Raw genomic sequence first — 23,882 nt, 5'->3', positions numbered from 1 at the left:
CTTCAACAAGATCAAGCACTACCGCGGCGTCGCCACGCGCTACGACAAACGAGCCGACAATTTCCTCGCCGGAGTCAAGCTCGCCTCAATACGCATCTGGTTGCGCCATAATGAGTCGATGACCTAAGGATAGATCAGGACCTTATCCCAGAAGCCGCATTTGTGATTTGCCGAGAATTGGGCGTCCGTCAAGGTTGATAGGAACGGAATGTCCTCCGATAACCAGAAAGGCGTTTTCGCCGTGTAGGCCGGCCAAGGGGCATTCCCCAATCCGTTCGGATTGCCTGTCCAGGCGAAGTTCGTCCAGGCGGCAACGAGCTGATCGGAGAGATCTTCCTGCTTCTTGTTCAGCTGGTGAGGGATTCCCTCCGGCCCGCCGTGATAGAGGGGGAACAGGTACTGAATATCACTGGTATGATAGGCTAGGGCCTGGAAGCCGGGCATCTTCGGGAAATAATAAGGCGCCGTGCGCTCGTCGAATTCGTAAGCGTAATACGGCACTTGAGGAGCTATGATCTGACTGTAGTGTCTGGTGATGCATGCGCCGGGGTCTGTCGCGACCGCGTCCCAGGCCAATTGCGGCGAGGCATAGGCATCGACAGGGTAGTGAGCCAGAACCGCCTGAACAGTCCCCGGCGGATAGGCTGGCGGCGTGTTGATCGGTCCGGCGTTGCCGCTGTAGGTAGTGGTGACAAAAGCCGTATATTGCGCCGCAGTCGGCGGCACGCGGGGAGGACCGGAAAAATATTCCGTAATGCCAAGGCCAAAGTTGGCCTCATCCTGCACGCGCCCATTCATCATCGGCATATGGCTGAACTGGCCGCTCTTCCAGGCCGCGCTAGGCTGTATTGGAATAATTGTGCCGTCCTGCAGCGGGCCTGTTATGTAAGCGCTTTGAGTGCTCGCGGTTCCCGCAAGCGTCTCAATTTGCTGAGCCGTCAAGCTGCGCAGGCATTTGGCGGTAGCCGCGTCCGAGCCGGCGCCGCAGCCTGCTGCGACCGAGAAGGCCGTGCCTCTTGCTTCAGCAATCGCCAGCGTCGGTACTGCGCTCGGGACGCTGCTTTCGTAGATCGCGCGGTGAAACAGGCCGGAGAACAGAGGCGATATCACGGCTACGCCGGTGTCCTGGGCGCCCGCGGACTGGCCGCCGACCGTGATGTTGTTCTTGTCGCCGCCGAATTGTCCGATGTTATGCCTCACCCATTTGAGCGCAAGCAGTTGATCCAGCGTTCCGTAGTTGCCGAAATTGTGGCCTTCCGCGTCCAATGCGGGATTCGCCAAAAAACCCATCAGATTTAAGCGATAATTGATGGTGACGACGACCGCGTGGCCTTGCGCCGCCAGCTTGGCTCCGTCGTAATCATTACTCTCGCCATCGACGTTGCCGCCGCCGTGGATCCAGAAGATGACTGGAAGCTTTTCTCTTGCCACGGGATCGACGTTCGGCGTGAAGACGTTGAGATAAAGACAGTCCTCGTTGTTGTTGGCGGGGCCAGCGAACACGCCGAGAGTCGTAATCTGGGCGCAGGTCGGCCCATAGGCTGTCGCCTGTAGAACATTGGTCCAGGGCGCATGTTTATGCGGCGGCTTCCAGCGCAAATTGCCAAGCGGCGGTTCGGCGTAGGGAACGCCGAGGAATTCCGCGACGCCGTTTTTCAGGAATCCCCGGACCGGGCCTTCCTTGGTCTCGACGCGCAGCGGGTTCGCCGCACGGGCCTGCATCGGCGCCGTCAGCACTCCTGCAAAGGCGCACACGCCGAGCGCCATGCCGACGCTTTCCCTGACGCGCCGCTTTACTGTTTGCGCGGGCGAGCGCGCACAGCGCAGTTCTGATCGTTTCAACATTGCTTCCCCCGATGATTTTGCTTTACTGCCGCCTACTCATGTGACGACATCTGAAAACGCATAGCGCCCGGGCAGCGCTCAATCTTCCATGAAGTTCCGATCCATATCAGGATCTGGCTATTTTCCTTCACAATATGCTTCGGCTCAGCTTCGCCTCGGACGTCCAGCGCTCAAGCGCGTCCCGATCGTCTTTGCGTCAGGGATCAAGCGCTCGCCTTTCGCCAGCAGCGGACATCATTATAGCAATCGAGCCGGCTCTCTGGTCCGATCTTCCATGCGCGATCGGGCCAAGTGGCGTGCGGCATGCGGGAGGCGCTAAGCCGCGGCGCCGGCCGTTCCCGACGGATTAAAAATTTGCTGAGCTGTCGGACTCCGCAGACATTTGGCGATTGCCTCGCCATAACGAGAGCGTTTGGCAAGGATACGGGCCTGATCGCTGAAGCGCGAGGCAATCAGCTTGAACTCATGGTCAATCGTGTTGGGTGAGCCCGTCCAAGGCGTCTTCAGGAGCTTGGTTTATTCGGCGGCGTTGTTTTGCCTGGTCGCATTTCAGCTCGATAGCGGGCGGGCGTTACACCTACGACGCGACGAAAATAATCATTGAGGTGGCTTTGGCTGTTGAATCCTACCGTCAGCGCAATATCGATCAGGGACAACCTGGGCTCATGCAACAGCGTCTTCGCCCGCTCTATCCGCTGTTCGATCTGAAATTGATGGGGAGGCCTCCCCATCGCCTGTTTGAACGCCCCACAGAAATATCTCGGGGTGAGTTCGACAAGACCTGATAGTTCTGTCAGCGTAATGTTACGATGGAGATTGGTTTCGATATACTCGACGACCATTCGCAGTTTTGTATCGTCAAGTGCGCGTATTGGCTCGAAGCGTGATCCGCCATCCTCGAGGAAATACGCCAATTCCGTGAGGAACATCGTTGCTGTGTTTTCGAGGAACATCGGCCCGCGCGGGAAACCGTTCGCGCATTCTTTCCTGATTTCTGACACGACCGTCCATGCCAAACGGTCTTTCGTCCATGAACAATCCACCGTCGCTCTTTCAGCGAAAGATTTAACCCGATGATCGTCAAGGACCGATTGTGGGTCGATGAATAACCACAATCCCTGTCCGCTCCCTCGGCAGTTGGCGCGAAACTCGCAGCCGGGCGGAAGAACGACAAGGTCGTGGGATCCCATCGTTGACGTCCACGCCTTAGCCAACGCCGGCTTGCTATCGAGCCGCCAATTCACCTCACTGCCGGGGTTCTGAAAGAGGATGCCTATGGCCAGGTCCTTGCGAAGAAAATGGCGTTGACAGCTGCTATCAGCGCACTGCGTCTTCATCAGCACGGATCCGCTCGTCCAAGAAAGCTGTTCCTCCACATCGACAACATTCGCCGGGCCGCCATTTCCCGCTGGCGCTTGAGAATGGTTCATGGATCGTTCCCCGAATTTGAGTTTTTTTCTTAGTGCTTAATGGAAACTAAACAAGCGCTACGCCGGTATCAATCATGCGGCGCACAAATAATGGGCCAGCTGGTGAATAGAAGAGGCAAGGCGTTCTCGGGACAAGCATCATGTGTGAACGATCATCGCAAGAAAAGGTGAGAAGCACGTCAGAAAATACGTGATTAAATCGTGTTTCTCGGCGCCGGCGCGTCAAACGGCGGGCGTTGTGCTTTCGCGCCGATGCGACAAAGCTAGGTTTGGCCTCGCAGACTTTAGGCAGGTTCTCGCTGATGCAGGCGGGCGGATTGCGACCGCACGAAAAGCGGCGGGGGCGGTCCTTCTGGCTCATGATTCCATCAACCGCCAAGGTAGCCGCAATGTTGGTTCGAGCGGGTTAAAACGCTCATGGAACGGGATTAGAATAACGCGTGACTTGCCGGACGCCACTGCGGGCGGCGAAATATTTCGTCTATTATTTGTCCTCCATTCGAGGATAGATGTTCGACGTTGAAATCGTGGGGAGCCGGATTTGCTTGAATATTGCTTTAATTTCCCTGATGATCGCGCCAAAAAGATTTGGGGAGTGAGACTTGGGTGAAGCGGAATCAGGTTGCCCATATTGATGAGGTCGTCGGCCTCATGACGGGAAAGGTCTCTGACCGGGACAAAGTTATCCATGATTCATGGCGGCGCTGCATAAACCAGCACGGGCTCGACCCGATAGCCTCGCGCGTCGCCTATATCCTGCCGCAGGAGCGGCTGACCGAACACCGGGAGGCGATGGAAGAGTTCCTGCGAACGGCGCGATTCGGCCTCGAAACCCTGTATCGGCAAGTCTCATGCCTCGACTATGTGATGCTGCTGACGGACGCCAAGGGCGTCACCGTGGATTTCATGGGCGATCCGACGTTCAGCGACAATCTGCGCGGGGCGGGTCTTTACCTCGGCGCTGATTGGCATGAGCCGCTCGCTGGAACATGCGCTGTCGGCACGTGCATCGCCACGGGCGAGCCGCTCGTCGTGCATCAGAGCGACCACTTCGACGCATCCCATATATCCTTGACCTGCACCAGCGCGCCGATTTTCGATTCCTATGGCGATCTGGCGGCTGTGCTCGACATTTCCGCGCTACACTCCCCGGAGCCGAAAGTCAGCCAGCACCTTGCCCTGCAACTCGTCCAGAGCTTTGCCCATAAGATCGAAAACGCCAACCTTCTCAATCGCTTCCGGAGCGACTGGATCCTCAAGCTATCGAACGCCCAGGAGTTTGCCGATATCGACCCGGATTTCATTCTCGCGGTCGATAACAACGGCTGCATTATCGGCCTCAACAACCGCACGCGGCAGCTTCTGGCCCGCGAGGCGACGCTCGTCGGACGGGCGAGCACGAGGGTTATCGGCGAGCCCCTGTCCACTTTTTTCGATTGCGACGTCACATCGCTTCCCCAGTTCGCCCGCTTCCGGCCGACCGATCAGCGCATGATGCGGCTTCTGGCGAGCGGCACCGCGCTCTTTGCGCAGGCGATGCCTCCCCCGGCCGCGACGCCAGCGCGCCCGTCGCCCGCGGCCGAGGTCAATCTGCCGCCGCCGCTGCGGGAGATGTTCTGCGACGATCCGATCATGTCGGGCGCGATGAAACGGGCCGCGAAGCTTGTCGGCACGCAGATGAGCATTCTGATCCAGGGGGAGACCGGAACCGGCAAGGAACATCTTGCAAAGGCGCTGCACGCGGCTTCGCCCCGCGCCGGCAAGCCCTTCGTCGCCGTCAACTGCGCGGCCCTGCCTGAAAGTCTGATCGAAAGCGAACTTTTTGGCTATGAGGCCGGTTCGTTCACCGGAGCGGCCTCCAAAGGCAAGAAGGGGCTCGTGCTGGAGGCCGACGGCGGCACGCTTTTCCTGGATGAGATTGGCGATATGCCGCTCGCCTCCCAAACCCGCCTCCTGCGCGTGCTGGCGGAGCGGGAGGTGACGCCGATCGGCAAAGTCAAGCCTTTGCCCGTCAACGTGCGCGTCGTCGCGGCGACGCACCGGGACCTCGTCGAACTCGTCAAGGCGAAAAGCTTCCGCGAAGATCTCTACTTCCGTCTCAATGGCGCGGTGCTCACGCTTCCCCCGCTACGGCAGCGCGCCGACGTAAGATGGTTGATCGGCCGTCTTCTGGCGCGCAGGGCGAAGGAGGATGGCGCGGTCTATCGCTTGACCGAAGCGGCTCTCGCCGCTCTTTGCGCCCATTCATGGCCAGGCAACGTCCGCGAACTGGTCAATTGCCTCGATTACGCCAGCGCCGTTTGCTCAGAGCATGTGATCGACGTCGAAGACCTGCCAGATATCATTTTGCGAGCCCAGGGCGCCCCACGGCGCGCGGACGCCGGCGCCGCCGAGAGCGACATCGGTCCCGAGACGCTGAAGGGTCTGCGAGAAGCGCTGCGCGAGCATCATTGGAACGTCTCGGCCGTTGCCCGCGTGCTTGGCGTCGATCGGTCGACGGTGCATCGCCGCATGCGGCGCTTCGGGCTCGTGCCGCCGCAAAAGCGCGATCCCTGACTCTCCAGCACTGATGATAGCTTCAGTTGGCGCGCCAGATTCGCCGCCACACCTGTTGCAGCCGATCGCCTCAGGCGAGGCGGGAGAGGCGCCTCACCCGCGACGCGATGAAAATCATAACCAATTGATTTAAATACATATTGCTTGCCGCCGCGACGCTGGCGCCATGCTTGCTGTCTCCTTCTCGATCCGCCGCGAAGAAAAAAGAGCGGGTCGCCGGGAGAATGAGTTGACGCTGACCGTCGGTATAATCGCGAATCCTTTTTCGGCGCGAGACGTTCGTCGAGTGATTGCAGACGCATCGAGCGTGCAAATTGCCGACCGCGCCAACGCTGTGCTGCGGGTGCTTGCCGGACTCTTTGCCTGCGGCGTGACCCAAGCCGTGATGATGCCGGATCGCTCCGGACTGCTGCAGCATGTGCTGCGCGGATTGTCCCGCGCACGCAATCAGGGGCTTCAGCGCTACCCCGACGTCACGCCTCTCGACATGCCGCTATGGGGAACCGTCGAGGACACGCGCGCGGCGGCGACCTTGATGCGCGCCGGCGGCGTTGGCGCGATCATCGCTCTTGGCGGCGACGGCACGCATCGCGCCGTTGTGTCCGCGTGCGGCTCGACGCCCATCGCCGCGATCTCAACAGGAACCAACAACGCTTTCGCCGAACAGAGTGAGCACACAGTCGTCGGGCTTGCCGTTGGCGTCGCCGTGACCGGCCGGGTTCCCGCTGATCTCGCATTCCGCGCCAACAAGCGCCTGGACGCGGCTATTGGCGGGACAACGCATATCGCCCTGGTCGATATTGCGCTCGTCAGCGACCGCCACGTCGGCGCGAAGGCGCTGTGGCGCACGGAAACGTTCCGCGAATTATACGTCACTTTCGCCGATCCGACGCTCATAGGAATGTCCGCCATCGCCGGCCTTCTTGAGCCAGTCTCCCGGCAGGAGCCTTTCGGTCTGCAGGTGATGTTCGCCAAAGAGGGCGCGGGCGCGCGTCCGCGCGCAATCCTGCGCGCCCCGATCGCGCCTGGACTGATCGCGCCGATCCGGCTCGCAGACTGGCGCAGGATCGCGCCGGGTGAGGCGATCGTTCCACGCTTGGAGGCAGGTTCGCTCGCGTTTGACGGTGAGCGGGAGATTACCTTTTCGCGCAAGGAAAAGGTCTCGATCACGCTGCGTGACGGCGCCTTCCGCAGCGTCGATGTTGCGGCCTGCATGCGCGCCGCCGCAACGCATGGCCTGCTGCGCGAAGAAATCATGAACGAGGACGCAGTTGGCGGACCTCTGCTTTCGGCGGCGTTCGCGGCGCAATGAAGATCACGGAGAAAGAAATGAGCGACAATCCCCTTCCAATCGACAAGGCCGGGCTTCTCGAAGCCTACCGCATGATGAAGACTATCCGCGAGTTCGAGGAGCGGCTGCACATTGATTTCGCGAAAGGCGACATACCCGGCTTCGTTCATCTTTATGCTGGCGAGGAAGCGGTCGCGACCGGCATCATGATGCATCTCAATGATCGGGACCGGATCGCCTCGACCCATCGCGGCCACGGCCATTGCATCGCCAAGGGCGTCGACGTTCATGGAATGATGGCTGAAATCTATGGCAAAGTGACGGGCTCGTGTCAGGGCCGCGGCGGCTCCATGCATATCGCGGATCTGTCCAAAGGCATGATGGGGGCGAACGGCATCCTTGGCGCTGGCGCGCCGCTCATCTGCGGCGCCGGGCTGGCGGCGAAGTTCCGCGGCGATGGCGGCGTCGGGATCTCCTTCTTCGGCGACGGGGCTGCGAACCAGGGCATGGTTCTCGAAAGCATGAACCTTGCGGCCGTCTGGAACCTGCCGGTGATCTTCGTTTGCGAAAACAATGGCTATGCGGAAGCGACGTCGCGTGACTACGGAACGGCTGTGAAATCCTATGTCGATCGCGGCGCGGGCTTCGGCATTCCCGGCGTCGTCGCCGACGGAACGGATTTTTTCGCGGTTTATGAGGTGGTCGGCGAGCTCATCAAGCGCGCGCGCGAAGGCGGCGGCCCGGCGCTCCTCGAATGTGAGGTCATTCGTTTCTTCGGCCATTTCGAAGGCGACGCGCAAACCTACAAGGCCAAGGGAGAGAATGAATACAACCGCGCCAACCGCGACTGCCTGAAAATCTTCCGCGCCAAGGTGACGGAGGCAGGCGTCATTAGCGATGTGGAGCTCGACGCGATTGATCAGCAGGTGGCGGACCTCATTGAGGATTCGGTGGCCAGCGCGAAAGCCGCGCCGCTGCCCTCGCCGAAGGATCTGATGTCCAACGTATACGTCTCGTACTGATAGGAAAGGAACAACGGACCATGGCTCGCAAGCTCAGCTATAAGATGGCCGTCAACGAGGCGCTCGACCTTGAAATGACGCGCGACCCGACAGTCATTTTGATGGGAGAGGATATCGTCGGCGGCGCCGGCGCGCCTGGCGAAGACGACGCCTGGGGCGGCGTGCTCGGCGTCACCAAGGGGCTTTACGCCAAGCATGGCGCGCGCGTCATGGACACGCCTTTGTCGGAATCGGCCTATGTCGGCGCGGCTATCGGCGCCGCGGCGTGCGGGATGCGCCCTGTCGCCGAGCTCATGTTCATCGACTTTATCGGCTGTTGCTTCGACGAGATCTTCAATCAGGCGGCGAAGTTCCGCTACATGTTCGGCGGCAAGGCCGAGACTCCGGTCGTGATCCGCGCCATGATCGGCGCCGGCTATCGCGCCGCTGCTCAGCATTCGCAGATGCTGACGCCGCTCGTCACACACATCCCGGGTTTGAAGGTTGTCTGCCCGTCCAACGCCTATGACGTTAAGGGGCTGCTCATCCAGTCCATCCGGGACAATGATCCCGTCATATTTTGCGAGCACAAAAATCTCTACTCGCACGAAGTCGACGTGCCAGTTGAATCCTACACGATTCCCTTCGGAGAGGCCGCCATCGTCCGCGAGGGCAAGGATGCGACAATCGTCACATATGGGTTGATGGTGCATCGCTCGCTGGACGCGGCCGAGAAGCTTGCCAAGGAGGGCGTCGAGGTCGAAGTCATTGACCTCCGCACGCTCTCGCCGATTGATTGGGACACCGTTATTGAAAGCGTCGAGAAAACCGGACGTCTCATCGCTGTCGATGAAGCCCATCCACGCTGTTCGATCGCCTGTGACGTTTCAGCCTTTGTGGCGCAACACGCTTTTGGCGCGTTGAAGTCGGCGCCTCAAATGGTAACCGCGCCGCATTCGCCGGTGCCGTTCTCGCCGACCCTCGAGGATATCTACATTCCGACGGCCGACGCCATCGCCGCCGCGGTCCGGAAGACCATCGTCCACAAAATGGCGGCAGCCTGAGGATTAAACGTAATGACGGATGAACGCATCAAGCCATTGGTCATGCCCAAATGGGGGCTTTCGATGGCCGAAGGCAAGGTCACGGGCTGGCTCAAGAAGCCCGGATCGACAATCAAGCTCGGCGACGAACTGCTGGAAGTCGAGACCGATAAAATAACCAATGTGGTGGAGGCGGGTGATGCCGGGGTTTTGCGCCGCATTATCGGCAGGGAGGACACCGTCTATCCGGTCAAGGCGCTTCTCGGCGTGCTCGCGGATCCCGAGGTTCCAGAGGCCGACATCGACGCCTTTATAGCCGGCTATGTGACGCCCGCGGCCGGGGAAGACGAAGCCGAGGACGCGGGACCGAAATATGAGTTCGTCGATACGGCCGCCGGGAGGCTCCGTTACGCGAAGCGTGGGCAGGGCGGCGAGCAGATTGTGCTGGTGCATGGCTTTGGCGGCGATCTCGACAACTGGCTTTTCAATATCGACGCTCTGGCGGAAAACGCCACCGTCTATGCGCTCGATCTCCCAGGTCATGGCCAATCGACCAAGACGCTTAGCGAACCCTCCCTGGAAGGCTTGTCCAAGGCGCTCGTTGATTTCTTGAACAAGGTCGGCGTCGGCAACGCGCATGTTATTGGGCATTCGATGGGCGGCGCGATAGCGCTGAAGACGGCGATCGATCATCCAGAACTTGTCAAATCGCTGACGCTCATCAGCTCGGTGGGATTGGGTGAGGATATCAACATCGGCTATATTGAAGGATTCGCCCATTCCTCGTCCCGGCGCGAGTTGAAGCCCGTGCTCGAACAGCTGTTCGATGATCCAAATCTCGTCAGCCGGCAACTGATCGACGACCTCCTCAAATACAAGCGGCTTGATGGAGTCAACGAGGCGCTGGACGCGCTGGCGAAGAATCTGTTCGCCAACGGCAGACAGGCGTCTGTGTTGACGGAGGAGGCGGCGAAAACGCAGCGGCCGGTCGCCGTCATCTGGGGAGCAGGCGACAAGATCATTCCAGCCTCTCACGCATCTTCCCTGCCGGCGGGCTGGCGGGCGGAGGTAATCGAGGGGGCTGGCCACATGGTGCAGATGGAGAAGGCCAACGCCGTCAATGCGCTGATTCGCAAACATGTGGGCGTCTAAATCATAAGCGCCGGGCTAAAGGCGGGCTGATGAAGATGATGAGCGAAATTGCATAAATACGGAACGGGATATTCCCGGCGTCAAACATCGTGTCTGGACGTTTGCGCGGCGGCGCGACGATCGTGAGACTCGCAAAAGACCAGATTGAAAGCGGGTCAGGACTGCGTCGGCATCATGCCGGCGCAAGCTGCTCGTCATGGGGCAGCGATCCTAAAAAACTGTTGTAAAACAGAGACATAATAAAAAATAGAATTGTGCTGCGTGGTTTGTTTCTTTCATGAAGCGCGTGTTCATGAAACCTTCGGCGACACTTAGTGGGGTGGACGTTGACCAAACCGGTCAGGCGCAATCTAGACCGCATTTTCAATGCGGCGGAAGAGGGGAGAGGGAACATGGAAAAGATCGAAGCGGGCGCATCATGCGGCGCAACATCTAGAAATGATGGATGTCATGGAAAGACGACGCGGCGCAGCCCACTGTTGACGGCGATGGCGGCGGCGTTTGGCTTGGCTGCAACGCCGGCGCTAGCAGACAACATTACATTCGCGGTGATCGGGCCGCACGAATATGATTTGCCGGTCAATTTCAAGCCTTTCAATGTTTTTGTCCAATATGGCGAAAATAACATCGGATCGCAGGCCTATAACAACAGCGGCGGCGCCATCAACGGAAGCAAACAGAATCAGTTCGTCGGCCTTTCGAAATATGTGTATTTCTGGTGCTTTCCCGGCATCAGCGATATCGGGTTCGCCTATGAGGTCATCACGCCTGAGGTTGGAGTCACTGGCCCCGGAACCGGCAATGGCGTCAGAGGCATTGGCGACACGCTGACGGGTCCTGCTATGTGGTTCAAGCCGACGCCGAATTCGACGCTCGGCGTGCAGAACTTCCTGCAGCTTCCCATCGGAATGCCAAGGGTTACGAATGGCTACTGGGCGAATTACTCCAGCATCTTCTTTGACGCGCAGTGGCCGGCGGTCAGTCTCACCGGAAACCTTGGCGCCGTCATCCGTTCGAATCAGTCATTGCCCGGCCAGCCACAGGCCGTCTCTGGCACGACCTTTCATTTCAACGCTCGTCTCGGCTGGGTCAACCCGACGATCTTCGAGCCGTTCCTTGGGGTCGACTGGCAAACGCAGAGCAGCGCCTACCAGGTCGTCGACGGCCTCATCCTGGCGCCGCACAGCGAAGAGACCGCGCTCGGCGCCGGCGTCATGTTCAAATTCTCGCCGACGATGTCGCTGACGGTGCGCTACTCGCACTCGGTGCAGGGGCGCAACGTCGATATGACCAACGCCGGATATTTCAAACTCGCCTATGTGTGGTGATGCGACGACAGGCGTCGCCGCATCTTCAGGGCGCAGAGCAAAACAGGGGACAAAAGCAAATGGGACTTGATGTGTTGCGGCGGCTCGCGCTGGCGAGCGGAACCGCTTTGGCGGTGCTGTGCGGCGCCGCCCTCTCTTCTCGCGCGGCGGATTCGCTTACCGCCGGTAACGCCAATCCGAATGATTGGCCGGAATATCATCGCACATGGAATGCCTGGCGCTATAGTCCGCTCGAGGAGGTCAACACCAAGAACGTCCAGAAGCTGCACGTCGCCTGGATTCATCAGCCGGGAGACATTACGAGCGGACTCTTGTCGACGCCGCTCGTCGCTGATGGCGTCTTTTACTATGTCGCGGCGAATGACAATGTCTTTGCGCTAAATGGCGCGACTGGCGAAACCATTTGGCACTATCAGCCAAAGCTTGCTCCTGTGGCAAGCCAGAGCTTCTACGCTTCGCAAATTCGAAATATTTCGATGGGGCACGGATTCGTCTATCTTGGCACGCTTGATGGTCGTGTCGTGGCGATTGATCAGAAGACCGGCAAGGAGGCCTGGTCGACTCAGCTCACCGATCTCAAGAAGTGCTACGGATGTCTGTTCTCATCGACGCCTGTGCTCGCTGGGGACGTGCTCGTTGGCGGCACGACGGGCGGAGATCAGCCGATCGCGGGCCAAATCTTTGGCGTCGACGCTTTGACCGGCAAGCTGTTGTGGACGTTGAAAACGACGAAGGATGATCCGAAAAGCTGGCCCGGCGACACGGGCGCGGTCGGCGGCAGCACCGCATGGAACGTCGGCACCTATGATCCAACGAGCGACACCGTGTTCATCGGCGTCGGCAATGCGGCTCCGGATTTTTACTGGAACGATAGACACGGCGACAACCTTTATGCTGCGACCGTGCTGGCGTTGGATCCCAAGACGGGGAACATCAAATGGCATCGTCAGGAAGTTCCGGGCGATCATTATGATTATGACGCAGTTTATGAGGCCCTCGTGGTGGACGAGGGAAAACGCCAGCTCATCGTGCATCTCAGCAAGAGCGGGTTCGTTTTCGTGATGGATAAAGCGGACGGCAAGCTCGCCAATGTCTGGCCGCTTGCGCAAAACTATAATTGGGTGAAAAGCATCGACCCCAAGACGGGCGAATTGGCCGGGCAGGTCGGGGACTACCCGCTTGGAAAGGAAACCGTTGTCTGTCCCTATCTGCTTGGAGTGAGAAGCTGGAATCCGGGAGCGTATAACCCGAAGACCAAGCTCTGGTACACCAACGCCATGGAAGCCTGTGAAACCTTGATTCCAGCCAAGCAGGACGTATCCAAAATCGGCATCGCAGGGCTCTATCTTGGCGTCGAGAAACTCGAGGCCGTGAAGCCGCCGGATGCGCCGGCAAGCGCCCGTCTCGATGCGCGAGATCCGATCACCGGCAAGCTGAAATGGTCGGTGCCTTATTCGATTCCGGGCCTTGGCGGCGTGCTGACTACGGGCGGCGGCCTTGTCTTCAACGGCGATCCGCAAGGGTTGGTGCACGCCTATGACGCCGAAAACGGCAAGGAGCTCTGGCATTTCAACGTCGGCTCCGGCGTTCGCGCGGGGATCATCAGCTACGCGGTCAACGGCAAGCAATATATAGCCGTGCCGGCTGGCTGGGGTTCGCTTGCGCCGGGGTTCATGGCGAGCGCTTTCCCGGAGGTCGGCAAGCTTCAGGGCGGCGCCGCGATGGTGGTGTTCGCGCTCGATTAGCGGCGCGGGGCTTCGGCGCTGCCGGGGGAGGCCCAAACGGTTAAACTTGAGCATGATCGCGTAAACCCCCGGACGATCATGCTCCTTTTTTTTCGCGCGATTTCATTTGGAGCGGAAGCTTTTGGGCGATGTTTGGAGAGCGAGCTTCGCCAAGGAGTTTGGACGTGCGGCGCCGGCCTGCAAAGGGGTTTGCTTCTGTGATCAGGAAGTCGAAAACTTGAGCCGTCCAAATGAGTCGCCGATCCGGCGGCCGGGTAATTGAGCAAGAGGAGCTAATGGCCTACCGATCAAGCGAAAGAGCACATTCATTGTTGTCCCGCGCTGGTTTCTTCGGCGTTGTGTTTGCCGGCTGCCTGAGCGCAATGGCGGCCGTCGCAGAAGAGAGCTCGCCGACGCCGCCTTTCAATCTCACCGATCCACAGATCATTGACGAGGGCAGGGTCCAATTCGCGCAGACATGCGTTTACTGTCACGGCAATGCGGGCAGCGGCGGAAAAGCCGGGCCGATCTCCGGGCGGACGGATCTGACGCAAGACTATCTGTTTACGACAATCTCGAATGGAAAACGGGCAGGGTCTCTGGTCATGCCAACATGGAAGGACTCTCTTGATGAGCCGACGATCTGGAAGCTTGTCGCCTATGTTCTATCTTTGCAGGCGAAGCCCGCGCCGGAGGCCAAAACGCAATAGGGCGCTGGCGCTTGGGTTGGCCCTAAGCCTTTCCGCGCTCGTCGGCGCGGGCGCGCCAGCCTCGGCGCGCCCGCTTGACGAAATATTGGACGCGAAGAGCCTCAATATCTGTGTGCAGGAAGACAATCTGCCGTTCTCCAGCGCGCAAGCGAAGCCACGCGGCGTTTTCCTTGATCTTGGGGCCGCAATCGCGGAGCGTCTCGGCGTCGAGGCGAAATATACATGGTTGTTCTCCGCCGAATATGTCCGCAAGACGGATTGCGACCTCATTCCGGCGGTCGCGAATCTTCCCGGCGACGATCCTATTCGCTTGACCATCCCCTATATGGCGGTTCGATCGGTGCTGGTCCTGGCCAAGGACCATCCGCCCGTCAAGGAGCTGGACGAACTCCGCACGGGCCATATCGCAGTCCTCGCCACATCATGGGCGAGGCATGTGTTGAACGCGGCCGGCTTTCCGCTCTGGGTTCGTTTTCTGACGAATGATGAGATCCTGGACGCGGTTGCAAAGGGCGAAGCCGACGCTGGGATTGTTCCTCTCCCCGCCTATCAGTGGCGCATGCGCCGGGACGCCGGGGCGCCGCTGCGGGTTGACGAAGCGGTAAAGCTCGATCCGGGCTTCAACTTTCAAGTGTCGATGGGGCTGCGCCGCGCCAACGCCGCGACGGTCGCGCGCATCAATGAGATCCTTGGTCAAATGATGGAGGACGGATCGATCGAAAGGATATTCGCGCGCTATGGCCTCGCCTACGAGCCCCCGGCCATCGTCGCCAATCCCGAGTCGGGCGCGGCGGCTAAGTGATCCAGGGCGCGCACCGGACGAAGGCAGCCGGGGCGCTTCTCTCAAAGCGGCCGTGTGCTCCAACGCGTGCAAGGCGAGGAGGCTGCGCGAACGCCGACTGGTCGCGATCCGCGTTCACCGGCGGCTGCGACGCCCGCGGAAGCTGTTGATTATGATGGCAAAGCCCGAGTCTCGCCTTGCGCCGCGGTATTAAGCCCTTGCGCTAGGTATTGAGCGCGGACGCTGCGGCTCTCTGGCAAAACGCGATCGTCGGCCCCTTACGCAAAACCGCGCGATCCGAAAAGGCGCCACATTGGCGCGCAAGACGTTGAGTCGGCACCAGCTTCTCAAACCGCAGCCTGTCCAGACGAAGACTTGACCTTAAGACGCATCACTGATTGTTGTCGCCGCCGAAATTCTGAGACGCCGATCGAGATACTAGCGCGACGCCGACTCCGGGCTTAAATAACGGGGCATGAGTTGGGAAAAACCCGACCAGCCATCGAAACTGGAGTTTATGACATGAAAATCCTTCAATTAGCGCTCGTGGGGGCGCTGGCCTCGGCGACCGCGGGAATTGCCGAGGCAAAGCAGGCGTCCTCAAATCATGGGGCCTCAAGCTCTGCTGTTGAAACGAGCGTTCAGACGGGCCGCTCGGCCGGAGTGTCCGGACAGCCGGCTTACAATGTCAATGAGGGCTCGCGATTCACGCCCATGGCCCCGGCGCGCGGGCCCTATCAGGTCTATTGATTATCCCCGCCATCCGGGCGCGATGCCCGCGCCAAGGCCCTCAGGGGCGAGAACAGGCCCTTGAGATCGAAGCTGGAAAGAGGCGCGACAGGCTCGCGCCTTTTTCGACTCCGCGGCGTCCGCGTGCGTGAACGATCTTTCTACTTCCACTGCTTCTCCTCGTTGACCCAAAGGCAGCCCGGAAGCATTCCGGGCTTGATGAAGGCGTCGACGATATTGCCCAGCATAATTGATATATTGTTCTGAAAATTCTTTGTGGGAAGCGCCTGGCCAAAAGCAATGGACCCAGACGAGAATACCGCGCCATTGTTGGGCGCGTTGAAATAGACCATATCCGCGCGGATCCGATAATCCTGCGACCCGGCGAGGCCGGGATAGGGGTAGAGGATTTCCTCGATGGAGAGCATATAATTGTCGCTGTGCCCCCCGGAGGATGCGATGATTTTCGCGTGCGGCGGCGTGCCGTACTGGAGGTCGTATCGGTCAAGCTCAAGGCCTGCCGCCCCGCCGTAGGCAAGGCCGCTGTCGCCGAGGATTTCGCCCTCGACGCCCGTCATCATCCACGACACGGTGCGATGATAACTGTCCGGCATGCGCCGATAGGGCCTGCTCGTCTCAAAGCCTTCTCCGATGAAGCCGACGCCGAGGCATTTTTGCGGGGGGCGCCCGAGATTTTTCCAAAGTCCGCTCTTCTGGCCGGTCGTCGCAAGATAATGTTCGCCGGGCCGCGCGCTCCAGGCGCGCATGCCGGAGTCAAGCTTGCGCACCTCCATGGTCGAGGGATCGTCGTCCCCGAAAGCGACGTTCCAGTAATATCCGTTCCCGCCCATGTAGATGTATCGGCCGCCCTGTGCGATGTAGTCCTCCGTCGCGTCGAGCATCTTCTCCGAGTAATATTCCGGGTGGGTGCCGCTCATCACGCATGTGTAGGGTGCGATCGCGTCGACGCCTTCGCGATGCAGGTCTTCGTCGGTCAACACCTCATAGTCGTAGCCCTTGTGCTCGAGCCATGCGACGATCGACAGATCAGCCGGGAACTGCCAGGTCACGCCCATGCTCGATGTACGATGTTTCGGCCGCATGTTGACAAGGGGACGATGATAGGACGAATAGCAGACGCCATTGCCATCCGCCCAGGCGTCATAGGTCGAGAGGCCGAACTCCCAGTTCTTGTACATCTCTATGTCGATTTCCGAGACGATCGGCGGCTGTCCCGTCATCGGCTGGATGATCTGCGCGTCGAAGCTCAAATGCTCGTTGGCGTAGGCGAGATAGCTTGCTGTCGGGAATAGCAAGGCAAGACGCGCTCTGGGTGTTGTGGGCCGCACGAAAAAGACAACATGTTCTTCGCCGAGCCCCGTGCCGGGGCCAGCCCGAAGTCTGATCGCGTAAGCGCCGCTCTTGAGGTCCGCCGGCAATTCGACGCTGCGGGTAACCTGCCAATTCGAATCGATCATCGCGTCGTAATGAAATTCGACCCCGCCATATTCATGAGGCGCGAGGCGAAAGCAGTCGTTGTGGCCGCTCCAGTTCCATCCGGTCTGGCCCCTTACCGGGCGATTATAACCTTTGGCGTCGAGCCGGTAAGGACCCGCGTCATGGACGATATCGCCGATTCCGTGATCCGTATAGCCGATGGTCGTGTCCCAATAGGCGGCCATACCGTCGGGCGGGGGCAGGGCGCCGCTCATGATCGTCGCCAGTTCATGCCATGTGAGGACGCGAGCGTGAACACCCGGCCGGTCAATCTTCCCGCAATAGGTTTGTGAGACGAAATGGCCTCGTGTCTCATGCCAGTCCCGCGAGCCTGCGATCAGAAACGGCGTATCGGGCAGATGCTTCTGGCGAAAGCGAAAAGCCTCCGACACATGCGAGCGGTAGTCGATCGGACAGACCTTGCCGAGCAGGCTGTTGTAGCGGTTGGCGACGCTTTCCTGGTGGATCGTCGCGCGTCCGGTCGCAGCATCGAGGGTCGCGGCGACGAAATACCACATCTTCGGAATGAGCGGCGCTTCGGTCTCCACGTAGTCGACCTCGTCGCCTTGTCCAACCCAGAATTCGAGATGGCCTTTTTGATTGATTCCGAGGCAATAGCCGAAGTTCCTGACGTTATCCCATCGTCCGAGAAGACACTGCCTCAGCCCCGCTTCGGGCAGGCTCGGCAAGATAAAGGCGTAGAGTGTGAGGCTACCCTCGACCGCGAGGCGCTTTTGTGGATCGGCGACTTCGAGAAACGAGCCGATCTGCGTGTATTGCTTCTTGACCTGCCACTCGCCGTTGGCCTCGCAGGAAATCTCTTCCTCGACGAAGCCCGGCCCATCCGGGTGCTCATCGCCGTGGATCAGACGGACCAGCTGAGCGCTCGCCGTCGTCGCGCCGTCGGCGTTGACATGAATGTCGATTGTTTCGCCAGGCTTGATGCTGATCTTGTTTGCGTAACCGAAAAGTTTGACCTGAGCCATGGGGCAATCCGAAACGAGTTTCAAAGGGGCGGCGCGCGTGATTCGATTGGGATAAAGCGAGGCCTCGCTTGTCTCAATCAGGCGCACAGCCGAAGGGGCGATGGCGCGTCAGGATTCGAGCAAATCCTGCACGCGGCGCAAAAACACGCCATGATAGGCGTCGTTCTGAGAGGCGTAGATCTTGTCCTCCACGACGCGGGGGGCGACGCCGCGATGCCCGGAGAGAGCGACGATGCGGTAGGCTTTGAATGGCTCGACGACTGTGATCGCATATTTGTCCGCCTGAGGCGCGCGACGGAAGTAGAGCAGAAGACGTTCAAGCGCCTCGCTATGCTGGCCGAGGGGGCTGCGCTCGTGCTCCGCGATGAGCTCGGGCGAAATCAGCGCCTTCAGATAGTCGCGCTGCATTTTGTCGTAGCGGCGCCAGTACAGCAGATCTTTGTTCTTTGTCTCTGTGGCTTCCTCAGGCAACATCTCGCCTCCTTTCTCGGCGCGCGTCGAACGCCTTTCGCTTTTCTTCTTGTCGCGCCAGGCGCGGAACTGGGCCTTTATCCCAAACAGGCCGCCGCGCAGAAACAGCACGGCGCCGAGCATGATGAGGCCGATGATGAGCAGTCTGATCGGACCTAAAAAGATCAAAACCTTGTCGAGGAACACGACGATCGCGGTGCCGACGACGGCGCCTTCGGCGCGCCCGAGGCCGCCGATGACCAGCATCGCGAGACCAAGCAGAACCGTGTCGAAACTGAAGATCGAAAAGGCGACGCCGCGGTAATGCGCTGAGTAAAAGCCGCCGATGAAGCCGAGCGCGATCGAGGATATGACGAATACCTGGATACGGGCCCGGCGATAGTCGACGCCGGTCGCCTCGGCGAAGGCCTCTCGCTTCTCCGGCGCCATTCGCAGAATCCGTCCAATCCGCCTGCCGTTGATCAGACGATAGAGGCAGAGCGCCATCATCATCAAAATGAAGCAGACGTAATAGGCGAGCAGGGATTGGCTCTGCTGATTCCAATTTTGCGGGATGTAGGTGTCTGCGCCGTAAAGGCCTCCGGTGGAGGATCCGAACAGCTTCGATTGCAATGTGTAGACACGGCACAGCTCATTGAGGCCGATGGTGAGCAGCGCGTAATAGAATCCGTCGAGCCGTATGGCCGGGATTGCGATGAACAGGCCGGCGACCAGCCCAATCACAGCCCCGATAAAGGGCAGTGCGTACCAGGGCACGCCGTATTGGATGGAGAGATATGCCGAGCCGAAGGCGGCCGCGCCGACGACGGCGTAGGTCGCCAGCGAATAGATTCCCGCCGTGCCGATAATCAGCATCCAGCATAGATTGATCGCGGCGTAAATGGCGAAGGTCGCGCCGGCTGTCAGCAGCGTGTTGGCCATGTCTCCGGGTATGACGAGGGGCGCCAGCGCAAACGCCACAAGACCAAGCAGCCACCAGATGGGGCGCTTGTCGACGATGGTCTTCTCTCGACGCATCGTCTTTGCATTGTACTCGCCGCGAATGTTCAGCATGCGGCGCCGGGTCGGCCAATAGCGCAGGCGGCTCCACAAGGCGCCGCCGTGACCTGGCCATTTGTAGTAGTAGCGCAGGCGCCCGACCGGGAGCATTGGAACCCTCGAGCCCCGCGTCTTGTCCCAAATGTCTTGAGGGCTGACGTAATCGCCCGTCGGCAATTCCTCGACGGCGTTTTCGACGTCCCAAAGATAAAGCGGATTGCGCCAGGAATTGGTCATGTGTTCAAGCTTCCCGCGCTTTGTCGAGGATGCCGGCGATGCCGCGGGGGCGAACCAGCAGAATCAGGATGATGAGGACGAACTGGGTGATCAGTACATATTGGCCGCCAAGAGCGACGCTGGTGAACGCTTCGTTGAGGCCAAGAAGGATGGCCGCGATGACGGCGCCGCGGACGCTTCCGAGACCGCCGCAAAGCGCGATGCTGACGCCCTTGATCATCGGCGTCAGGCCCCCGAACGGCGAAATGTAATAGGTCTGAGACAGCAGGACGGCGGCGAGCCCTGCAAGTCCTCCCGTGATCGCCATGACGTAGAAGCCGGTGCGCCTCACTCCGATGCCGACGATTGCAGCCGCGTGCGGATTCATCATCATGGCGCGAATTTCGAGGCCGCGCCGGCTCGAGCGCATCCATTGCAGGACAGCCGCGACAACGATGATCGAGGTGAGGATGTTGCCGACCTTATCCGCGGTTAGCACCACATGGCCGAAACGGATCTTCCACGAGCCGAAGATCTCAGGCAGGTTTTTGGCGCGCGGCCCAAACCACCACATCAGCGACTGCGTCCCGATAAGATTGATGGCAAGCGTCGCGATCAAGCCGCGCACAGTGAAATTAGGCTTGTCATGTATCGGGATGAAGGCGAGCGCGCAGACGAGCAGCCCCGCAGCGGCGCCAGTCAATATGCCGGCGATCAGCACGACGGCGCCATAGGTTGAAACATATTGCGCGCAGAGCCATGCGCCATAGCCGGCCGCGGCGAAGATGAAGCCATAGGCGAGGTTGATGAGGCCGACGCTCGACCATGTGATCGATATGCCGATCGCAAGCGTGCCATAGATGCATGCGAGAACGATGGCGTTGATGAGGATGAAGCCGAAATCCATGCTAAAGATCAAAGCTCCCGCTTGGTCTGGAATCCGAAAGTGGCCGAAGCCTCTCCCTTCAGTTTTCCGACATGCATGCCTATGATGCGATCGACGCGGCCTTCGAGCAGCGCGACATTCTGTTCGGCGATCACCATGGCGGACGCGCCGAGATCGACGCTCATCAACGCGTCCATCACGCCTTTGCCGATTTTTGGCGCAAGACCCAGCGACGGTTCGTCGACGAGAAACAGCGAGGCCTCGGCCATCAGGCCGCGGCCGATCGACACCATGCGCCGTTCGCCGCCTGAAAGGCGTCCGACAGGAACGCGCATCAGCTTTTTGAGCGGCGGAAAGATTTCGAGGATGCGTTTCTTTCTCTCTCCCCGTTCCTTCCAGGCGCGCGGCGTGAAGGCGCCGGAATCGAGGTGATCCTCAACCGACAGGCCGTGAAAGATTTCGTCGCCTTGCGGGATCAGGGCGAGGCCCTGCCGCACGACGAGATGGGTGTAGCGGCCGGGTCCCTGGCTTCGCGTCCGACCGACTTCCGCGCCATTCAAACGGATGGAGCCGCGCTGCCATCCGGTCAGTCCCGCGATCGCGTAGAAAAGCGTCGATTTGCCGTGACCGTTGAGGCCAACAAGTCCGACGCGCTCGCCGGAGTAGATGATGAAATCGAGATCATGGATGACCCGCATCGGCCCGTAGCCGGCGGATAGACCCTTGACGTTCAACACCTCGCGTTTCTCTATCATGGGGTCGCATCGCGCGTCATTCCAGCGCTCCCTCTTCGACATTTTCGAAATAGGCTGCGTGAACGCGCGGATCAGCGAGGATGTCCTTGAGCGAGCCTTGCGAAATGATTTCGCCGGCGTCCATCACCATCACGCGGTCGGCGATTGTTTCCAGAAGCTCGATGCGGTGTTCGACGATGATAATTGCAACCTCCATTTCCTTGGAGAGAAGGCGGATCAGGTGATCGATCTCGTCGACTTCCGAATTGATCAGCCCGGCGGCTGGCTCATCCATCAGGAGGAGGGGAGGGCGGCGCATCAACAGACAGGCGAGGAGAAGCTTGCGGCGGTTCAGCGTTTCGAGTTGAGACGTTGGCTCGTCGTCGCGTACGCGCAGGCCGACAAGTTCGGCGCCATATTCGGCGTCGAAGCGAGTGAGATATGGCTTATAGGCCTGACGCGCCGCTTTGAACGTCTCGCCGACGGTGAGTTCGTCTGGCACGACAGGCGTCTGGTAGGTGCGCCCTACGCCAAGCCGCGCGCGTGCGTGCAACGGCAGGCGCGTGATGTTCTCGCCCTTGAACAGAACCTCGCCGCTCTTTGGCTGGATACGGCCGGACAACACTTCAAACAGGCTGGTCTTGCCGGCTCCGTTCGGGCCTATGACGCCGAGCACTTCACCACGGCGCACGTCGAGGCTGACGCCGTGAAGAATCTGCCGCCCGCCGAGATCGAGATGGATGTTCCGGCATGCAAAAAGCGGGGCGCCCGCGTTGCCTGCGCCAGATAGCGCCATTGTCATCCCCACCATGGCGCCGGCTGCAGTTTCGATTGCTTGATGTCGTAGGGATAGATGATTTTGTGCTCGGCGTTCTGAACCTGGACGTAGAGCTGGCTCATGCCCTTTTCGAGTTCTGACGCCGAGACGGGATGACCATCGTCCGGATAGTGGGCGGCTTCCTGATATTCGTTGCGCATGTCCATGTAGCCGCAGACGCCGCGATAGGGGTTGGCCCGCACCCAATCGCAGACCGCCTTGAAGTTCGAGGGATCTCCCGTCGCCTCCCATGCGGCTTTCAGATAATGGGCGATGTCATAGCCGTTGCCGGTGTAGACGAGCCCCATGACGCCGGGAAAGCGCTTCTTGTATTTGGCGCGGAAGGCGTTGCCGCGTTCATCGGCGTAGACGCCGAGCACGGTGCTCCAGCAAAAGCCATTGGCGGCTTCGCCGGCGAGCGTCAGGAATTCCGGTTGGGAGGGGCCATATTGCAGATAGACGAGCGAGTCCTTCACCGGATCGGCGACGAATTGCTTGCAGAAAGCTGCATATTCGGCCGCGACCCAATGGTCGATCATGATCGCGCCCGCGTCGGTCTGCTTGAGCTTTTCGATGACGGGACTCCAGTCCTGCACCGGAAATTGAATGTCCGTGACCGCGGCGAGCTCAAAGTTGCTGTTCTTCAGCGCCTGCTGCGCCGCCTTGGAGATGGTCTGGCAGTAGGCGACCTGCTCCTGAACAATGTGCACCTTGCGATTCTTTGGCTTCCAGGCGCCGGAGTCCTCCATCGCCTTGAGCCAGACCGGATAGGTGTAGCCGTAGTGAACTTCCGACGGATCGGTCTGGAAGATATGGCTGTACTTCGTGGGATTGGCCTTGAACGCCTCGGTGGCGGCGCGCTGTGTGTTGCCCTGCAGGTAAGGGCATTTGTATTTGGCCGAGGCGTCCATCGCAGGGATTGGAACGAAGAGGAATGCGTTGGAGATCGCATCCACCTTTGCGTCGACGCAGGCTGCGATGGCCTGCTGGCAGCTTTCGGGCGAGAGCTTGTCGACGTCCGTGACGAAGAGCTTCAGCGGGCGACCGAGAATGCCTCCGGCGGCGTTGATCTCCTCCATCGCGAGAGTCGTGCCGTTGAGATGGTCGAGATCGTCGGCGACGCCGGCCGCCGCGGTTTGTGATGTCGGCACGCCCAGTACGATCGGCTTCGAGTCGAGCGCGAAGCCTTTGGAAATATAAGGAGCGGGAAATATCGTCGCCGCCGCCCCCGCGGCTGCGCTGAGTACGACCTCTCTCCGATTGATCTTTCGAACCATATCCCTACCCCTCTTGCGGAATGTTTGTTTGTGGCGTGCGCGCGCTTCCTCTTTTGAGAGGCCGGCCCCGAGCTAGCCAATATGTCCTAATGCTAATTGTATGTTGTTGCTGTTTCGTCTAGGATGTTAAGTGGCTGGCGCTTGCAGCGTCAAGCAAAAGCTTGCGTAATGATGAAAAATATTTCTTATGAAGCAATGATAGCCGCAATGTGCGCCAGTGTGCCTAAGAGTTACCCAATGTTCGGCGGGGATTCGGCATTTGGCTGGACGCGCCTCGCCACATGTGTCTAGTTGGAATGCCTAGATGTTTGGACAGATGACGCTTTTGGGTGCGCGCTTTTCGGTCGCGGCCTGCTATGATAGAAACCAC

The 23,882-nt window shown here is 59.8% G+C and carries 18 protein-coding genes and 1 pseudogene; 11 read left to right on the top strand and 8 right to left on the bottom strand.

What is annotated here, in order from left to right; all coding sequences use genetic code 11:
• Positions 1–127 (top strand): annotated as a pseudogene (locus MPC4_RS02945) (IS5/IS1182 family transposase); the annotation flags it as partial.
• Here the strand turns inward: MPC4_RS02945 and MPC4_RS02940 are convergent.
• Positions 124–1,767 (bottom strand): carboxylesterase/lipase family protein, encoded by a 1,644-nt coding sequence (locus tag MPC4_RS02940; RefSeq protein WP_244628814.1) that lies wholly within the window; start codon positions 1,765–1,767, stop codon positions 124–126. The pseudogene MPC4_RS02945 and the gene MPC4_RS02940 sit on opposite strands and share 4 nt — an antisense overlap.
• Positions 1,768–2,348: 581 nt before the next feature.
• A complete protein-coding gene (locus tag MPC4_RS02935; protein WP_174511187.1) occupies positions 2,349–3,275 on the bottom strand; it encodes a helix-turn-helix domain-containing protein in 927 nt (308 codons plus the stop codon).
• A gap of 651 nt (positions 3,276–3,926) precedes the next feature.
• Here MPC4_RS02935 and MPC4_RS02930 point away from each other — a divergent pair.
• The 10 genes from MPC4_RS02930 to MPC4_RS02885 all read left to right on the top strand — a co-directional run bounded on the left by MPC4_RS02930 (position 3,927) and on the right by MPC4_RS02885 (position 15,611).
• Positions 3,927–5,831 carry a sigma-54-dependent Fis family transcriptional regulator gene (locus MPC4_RS02930; RefSeq protein WP_425312415.1) on the top strand — a complete coding sequence of 635 codons (1,905 nt, stop codon included), beginning with the start codon at positions 3,927–3,929 and terminating at the stop codon, positions 5,829–5,831.
• Between the two features lie 229 nt (positions 5,832–6,060).
• Positions 6,061–7,143 (top strand): ATP-NAD kinase family protein, encoded by a 1,083-nt coding sequence (locus MPC4_RS02925; RefSeq protein WP_174511185.1) that lies wholly within the window; start codon positions 6,061–6,063, stop codon positions 7,141–7,143.
• Between the two features lie 17 nt (positions 7,144–7,160).
• Positions 7,161–8,144 (top strand): thiamine pyrophosphate-dependent dehydrogenase E1 component subunit alpha, encoded by a 984-nt coding sequence (locus tag MPC4_RS02920; RefSeq protein ID WP_280514714.1) that lies wholly within the window; start codon positions 7,161–7,163, stop codon positions 8,142–8,144.
• Positions 8,145–8,164: 20 nt separating this feature from the next.
• Positions 8,165–9,187, top strand: coding sequence for an alpha-ketoacid dehydrogenase subunit beta (locus MPC4_RS02915; RefSeq protein WP_174511183.1), 1,023 nt, complete (start codon positions 8,165–8,167; stop codon positions 9,185–9,187).
• A 12-nt stretch (positions 9,188–9,199) separates the two neighbouring features.
• Positions 9,200–10,318, top strand: a complete 1,119-nt coding sequence (locus tag MPC4_RS02910; RefSeq protein WP_174511182.1) for an acetoin dehydrogenase dihydrolipoyllysine-residue acetyltransferase subunit — start codon at positions 9,200–9,202, stop codon at positions 10,316–10,318.
• A gap of 392 nt (positions 10,319–10,710) precedes the next feature.
• Positions 10,711–11,646: a transporter gene (locus MPC4_RS02905; RefSeq protein ID WP_174511181.1), complete on the top strand. Its 936-nt coding sequence runs from the start codon at positions 10,711–10,713 to the stop codon at positions 11,644–11,646.
• A gap of 59 nt (positions 11,647–11,705) precedes the next feature.
• On the top strand, positions 11,706–13,391 hold the full coding sequence (locus tag MPC4_RS02900) for a pyrroloquinoline quinone-dependent dehydrogenase (RefSeq protein WP_174511180.1): 1,686 nt from the start codon (positions 11,706–11,708) through the stop codon (positions 13,389–13,391).
• A 311-nt stretch (positions 13,392–13,702) separates the two neighbouring features.
• Positions 13,703–14,080, top strand: coding sequence for a c-type cytochrome (locus MPC4_RS02895; RefSeq protein WP_174511179.1), 378 nt, complete (start codon positions 13,703–13,705; stop codon positions 14,078–14,080).
• Between the two features lie 16 nt (positions 14,081–14,096).
• A complete protein-coding gene (locus MPC4_RS02890; protein WP_174511178.1) occupies positions 14,097–14,882 on the top strand; it encodes a substrate-binding periplasmic protein in 786 nt (261 codons plus the stop codon).
• Between the two features lie 501 nt (positions 14,883–15,383).
• Positions 15,384–15,611, top strand: a complete 228-nt coding sequence (locus MPC4_RS02885; protein ID WP_174511177.1) for a hypothetical protein — start codon at positions 15,384–15,386, stop codon at positions 15,609–15,611.
• Between the two features lie 140 nt (positions 15,612–15,751).
• Here the strand turns inward: MPC4_RS02885 and MPC4_RS02880 are convergent, their stop codons facing one another.
• The 6 genes from MPC4_RS02880 to MPC4_RS02855 form a co-directional block, all read right to left on the bottom strand.
• A complete protein-coding gene (locus MPC4_RS02880) occupies positions 15,752–18,073 on the bottom strand; it encodes a N,N-dimethylformamidase beta subunit family domain-containing protein (RefSeq protein WP_174511176.1) in 2,322 nt (773 codons plus the stop codon).
• Between the two features lie 108 nt (positions 18,074–18,181).
• The gene (locus MPC4_RS02875; protein ID WP_174511175.1) at positions 18,182–19,819 is read right to left on the bottom strand and encodes a branched-chain amino acid ABC transporter permease; all 1,638 of its coding nucleotides are present in this window, start codon (positions 19,817–19,819) and stop codon (positions 18,182–18,184) included.
• 4 nt (positions 19,820–19,823) lie between these two features.
• Complete coding sequence (locus MPC4_RS02870) at positions 19,824–20,717, bottom strand: branched-chain amino acid ABC transporter permease (RefSeq protein WP_244628812.1); 894 nt, start codon at positions 20,715–20,717, stop codon at positions 19,824–19,826.
• Positions 20,714–21,439 (bottom strand): ABC transporter ATP-binding protein, encoded by a 726-nt coding sequence (locus MPC4_RS02865; RefSeq protein ID WP_134488862.1) that lies wholly within the window; start codon positions 21,437–21,439, stop codon positions 20,714–20,716. The genes MPC4_RS02870 and MPC4_RS02865 overlap by 4 nt, the downstream gene beginning before the upstream one ends.
• Positions 21,440–21,455: 16 nt before the next feature.
• Positions 21,456–22,214: an ABC transporter ATP-binding protein gene (locus MPC4_RS02860; RefSeq protein WP_174511174.1), complete on the bottom strand. Its 759-nt coding sequence runs from the start codon at positions 22,212–22,214 to the stop codon at positions 21,456–21,458.
• 2 nt (positions 22,215–22,216) lie between these two features.
• Positions 22,217–23,512, bottom strand: coding sequence for an ABC transporter substrate-binding protein (locus tag MPC4_RS02855; protein WP_174511173.1), 1,296 nt, complete (start codon positions 23,510–23,512; stop codon positions 22,217–22,219).
• Between the last annotated feature and the right edge of the window lie 370 nt (positions 23,513–23,882).

The sequence above is a fragment of the Methylocella tundrae genome, assembly GCF_901905185.1.
GTDB lineage: Bacteria > Pseudomonadota > Alphaproteobacteria > Rhizobiales > Beijerinckiaceae > Methylocapsa > Methylocapsa tundrae.
The sequence above is the reverse complement of the archived record's forward strand: the minus strand, read 5'-3'. Positions and strand labels throughout refer to the sequence as shown.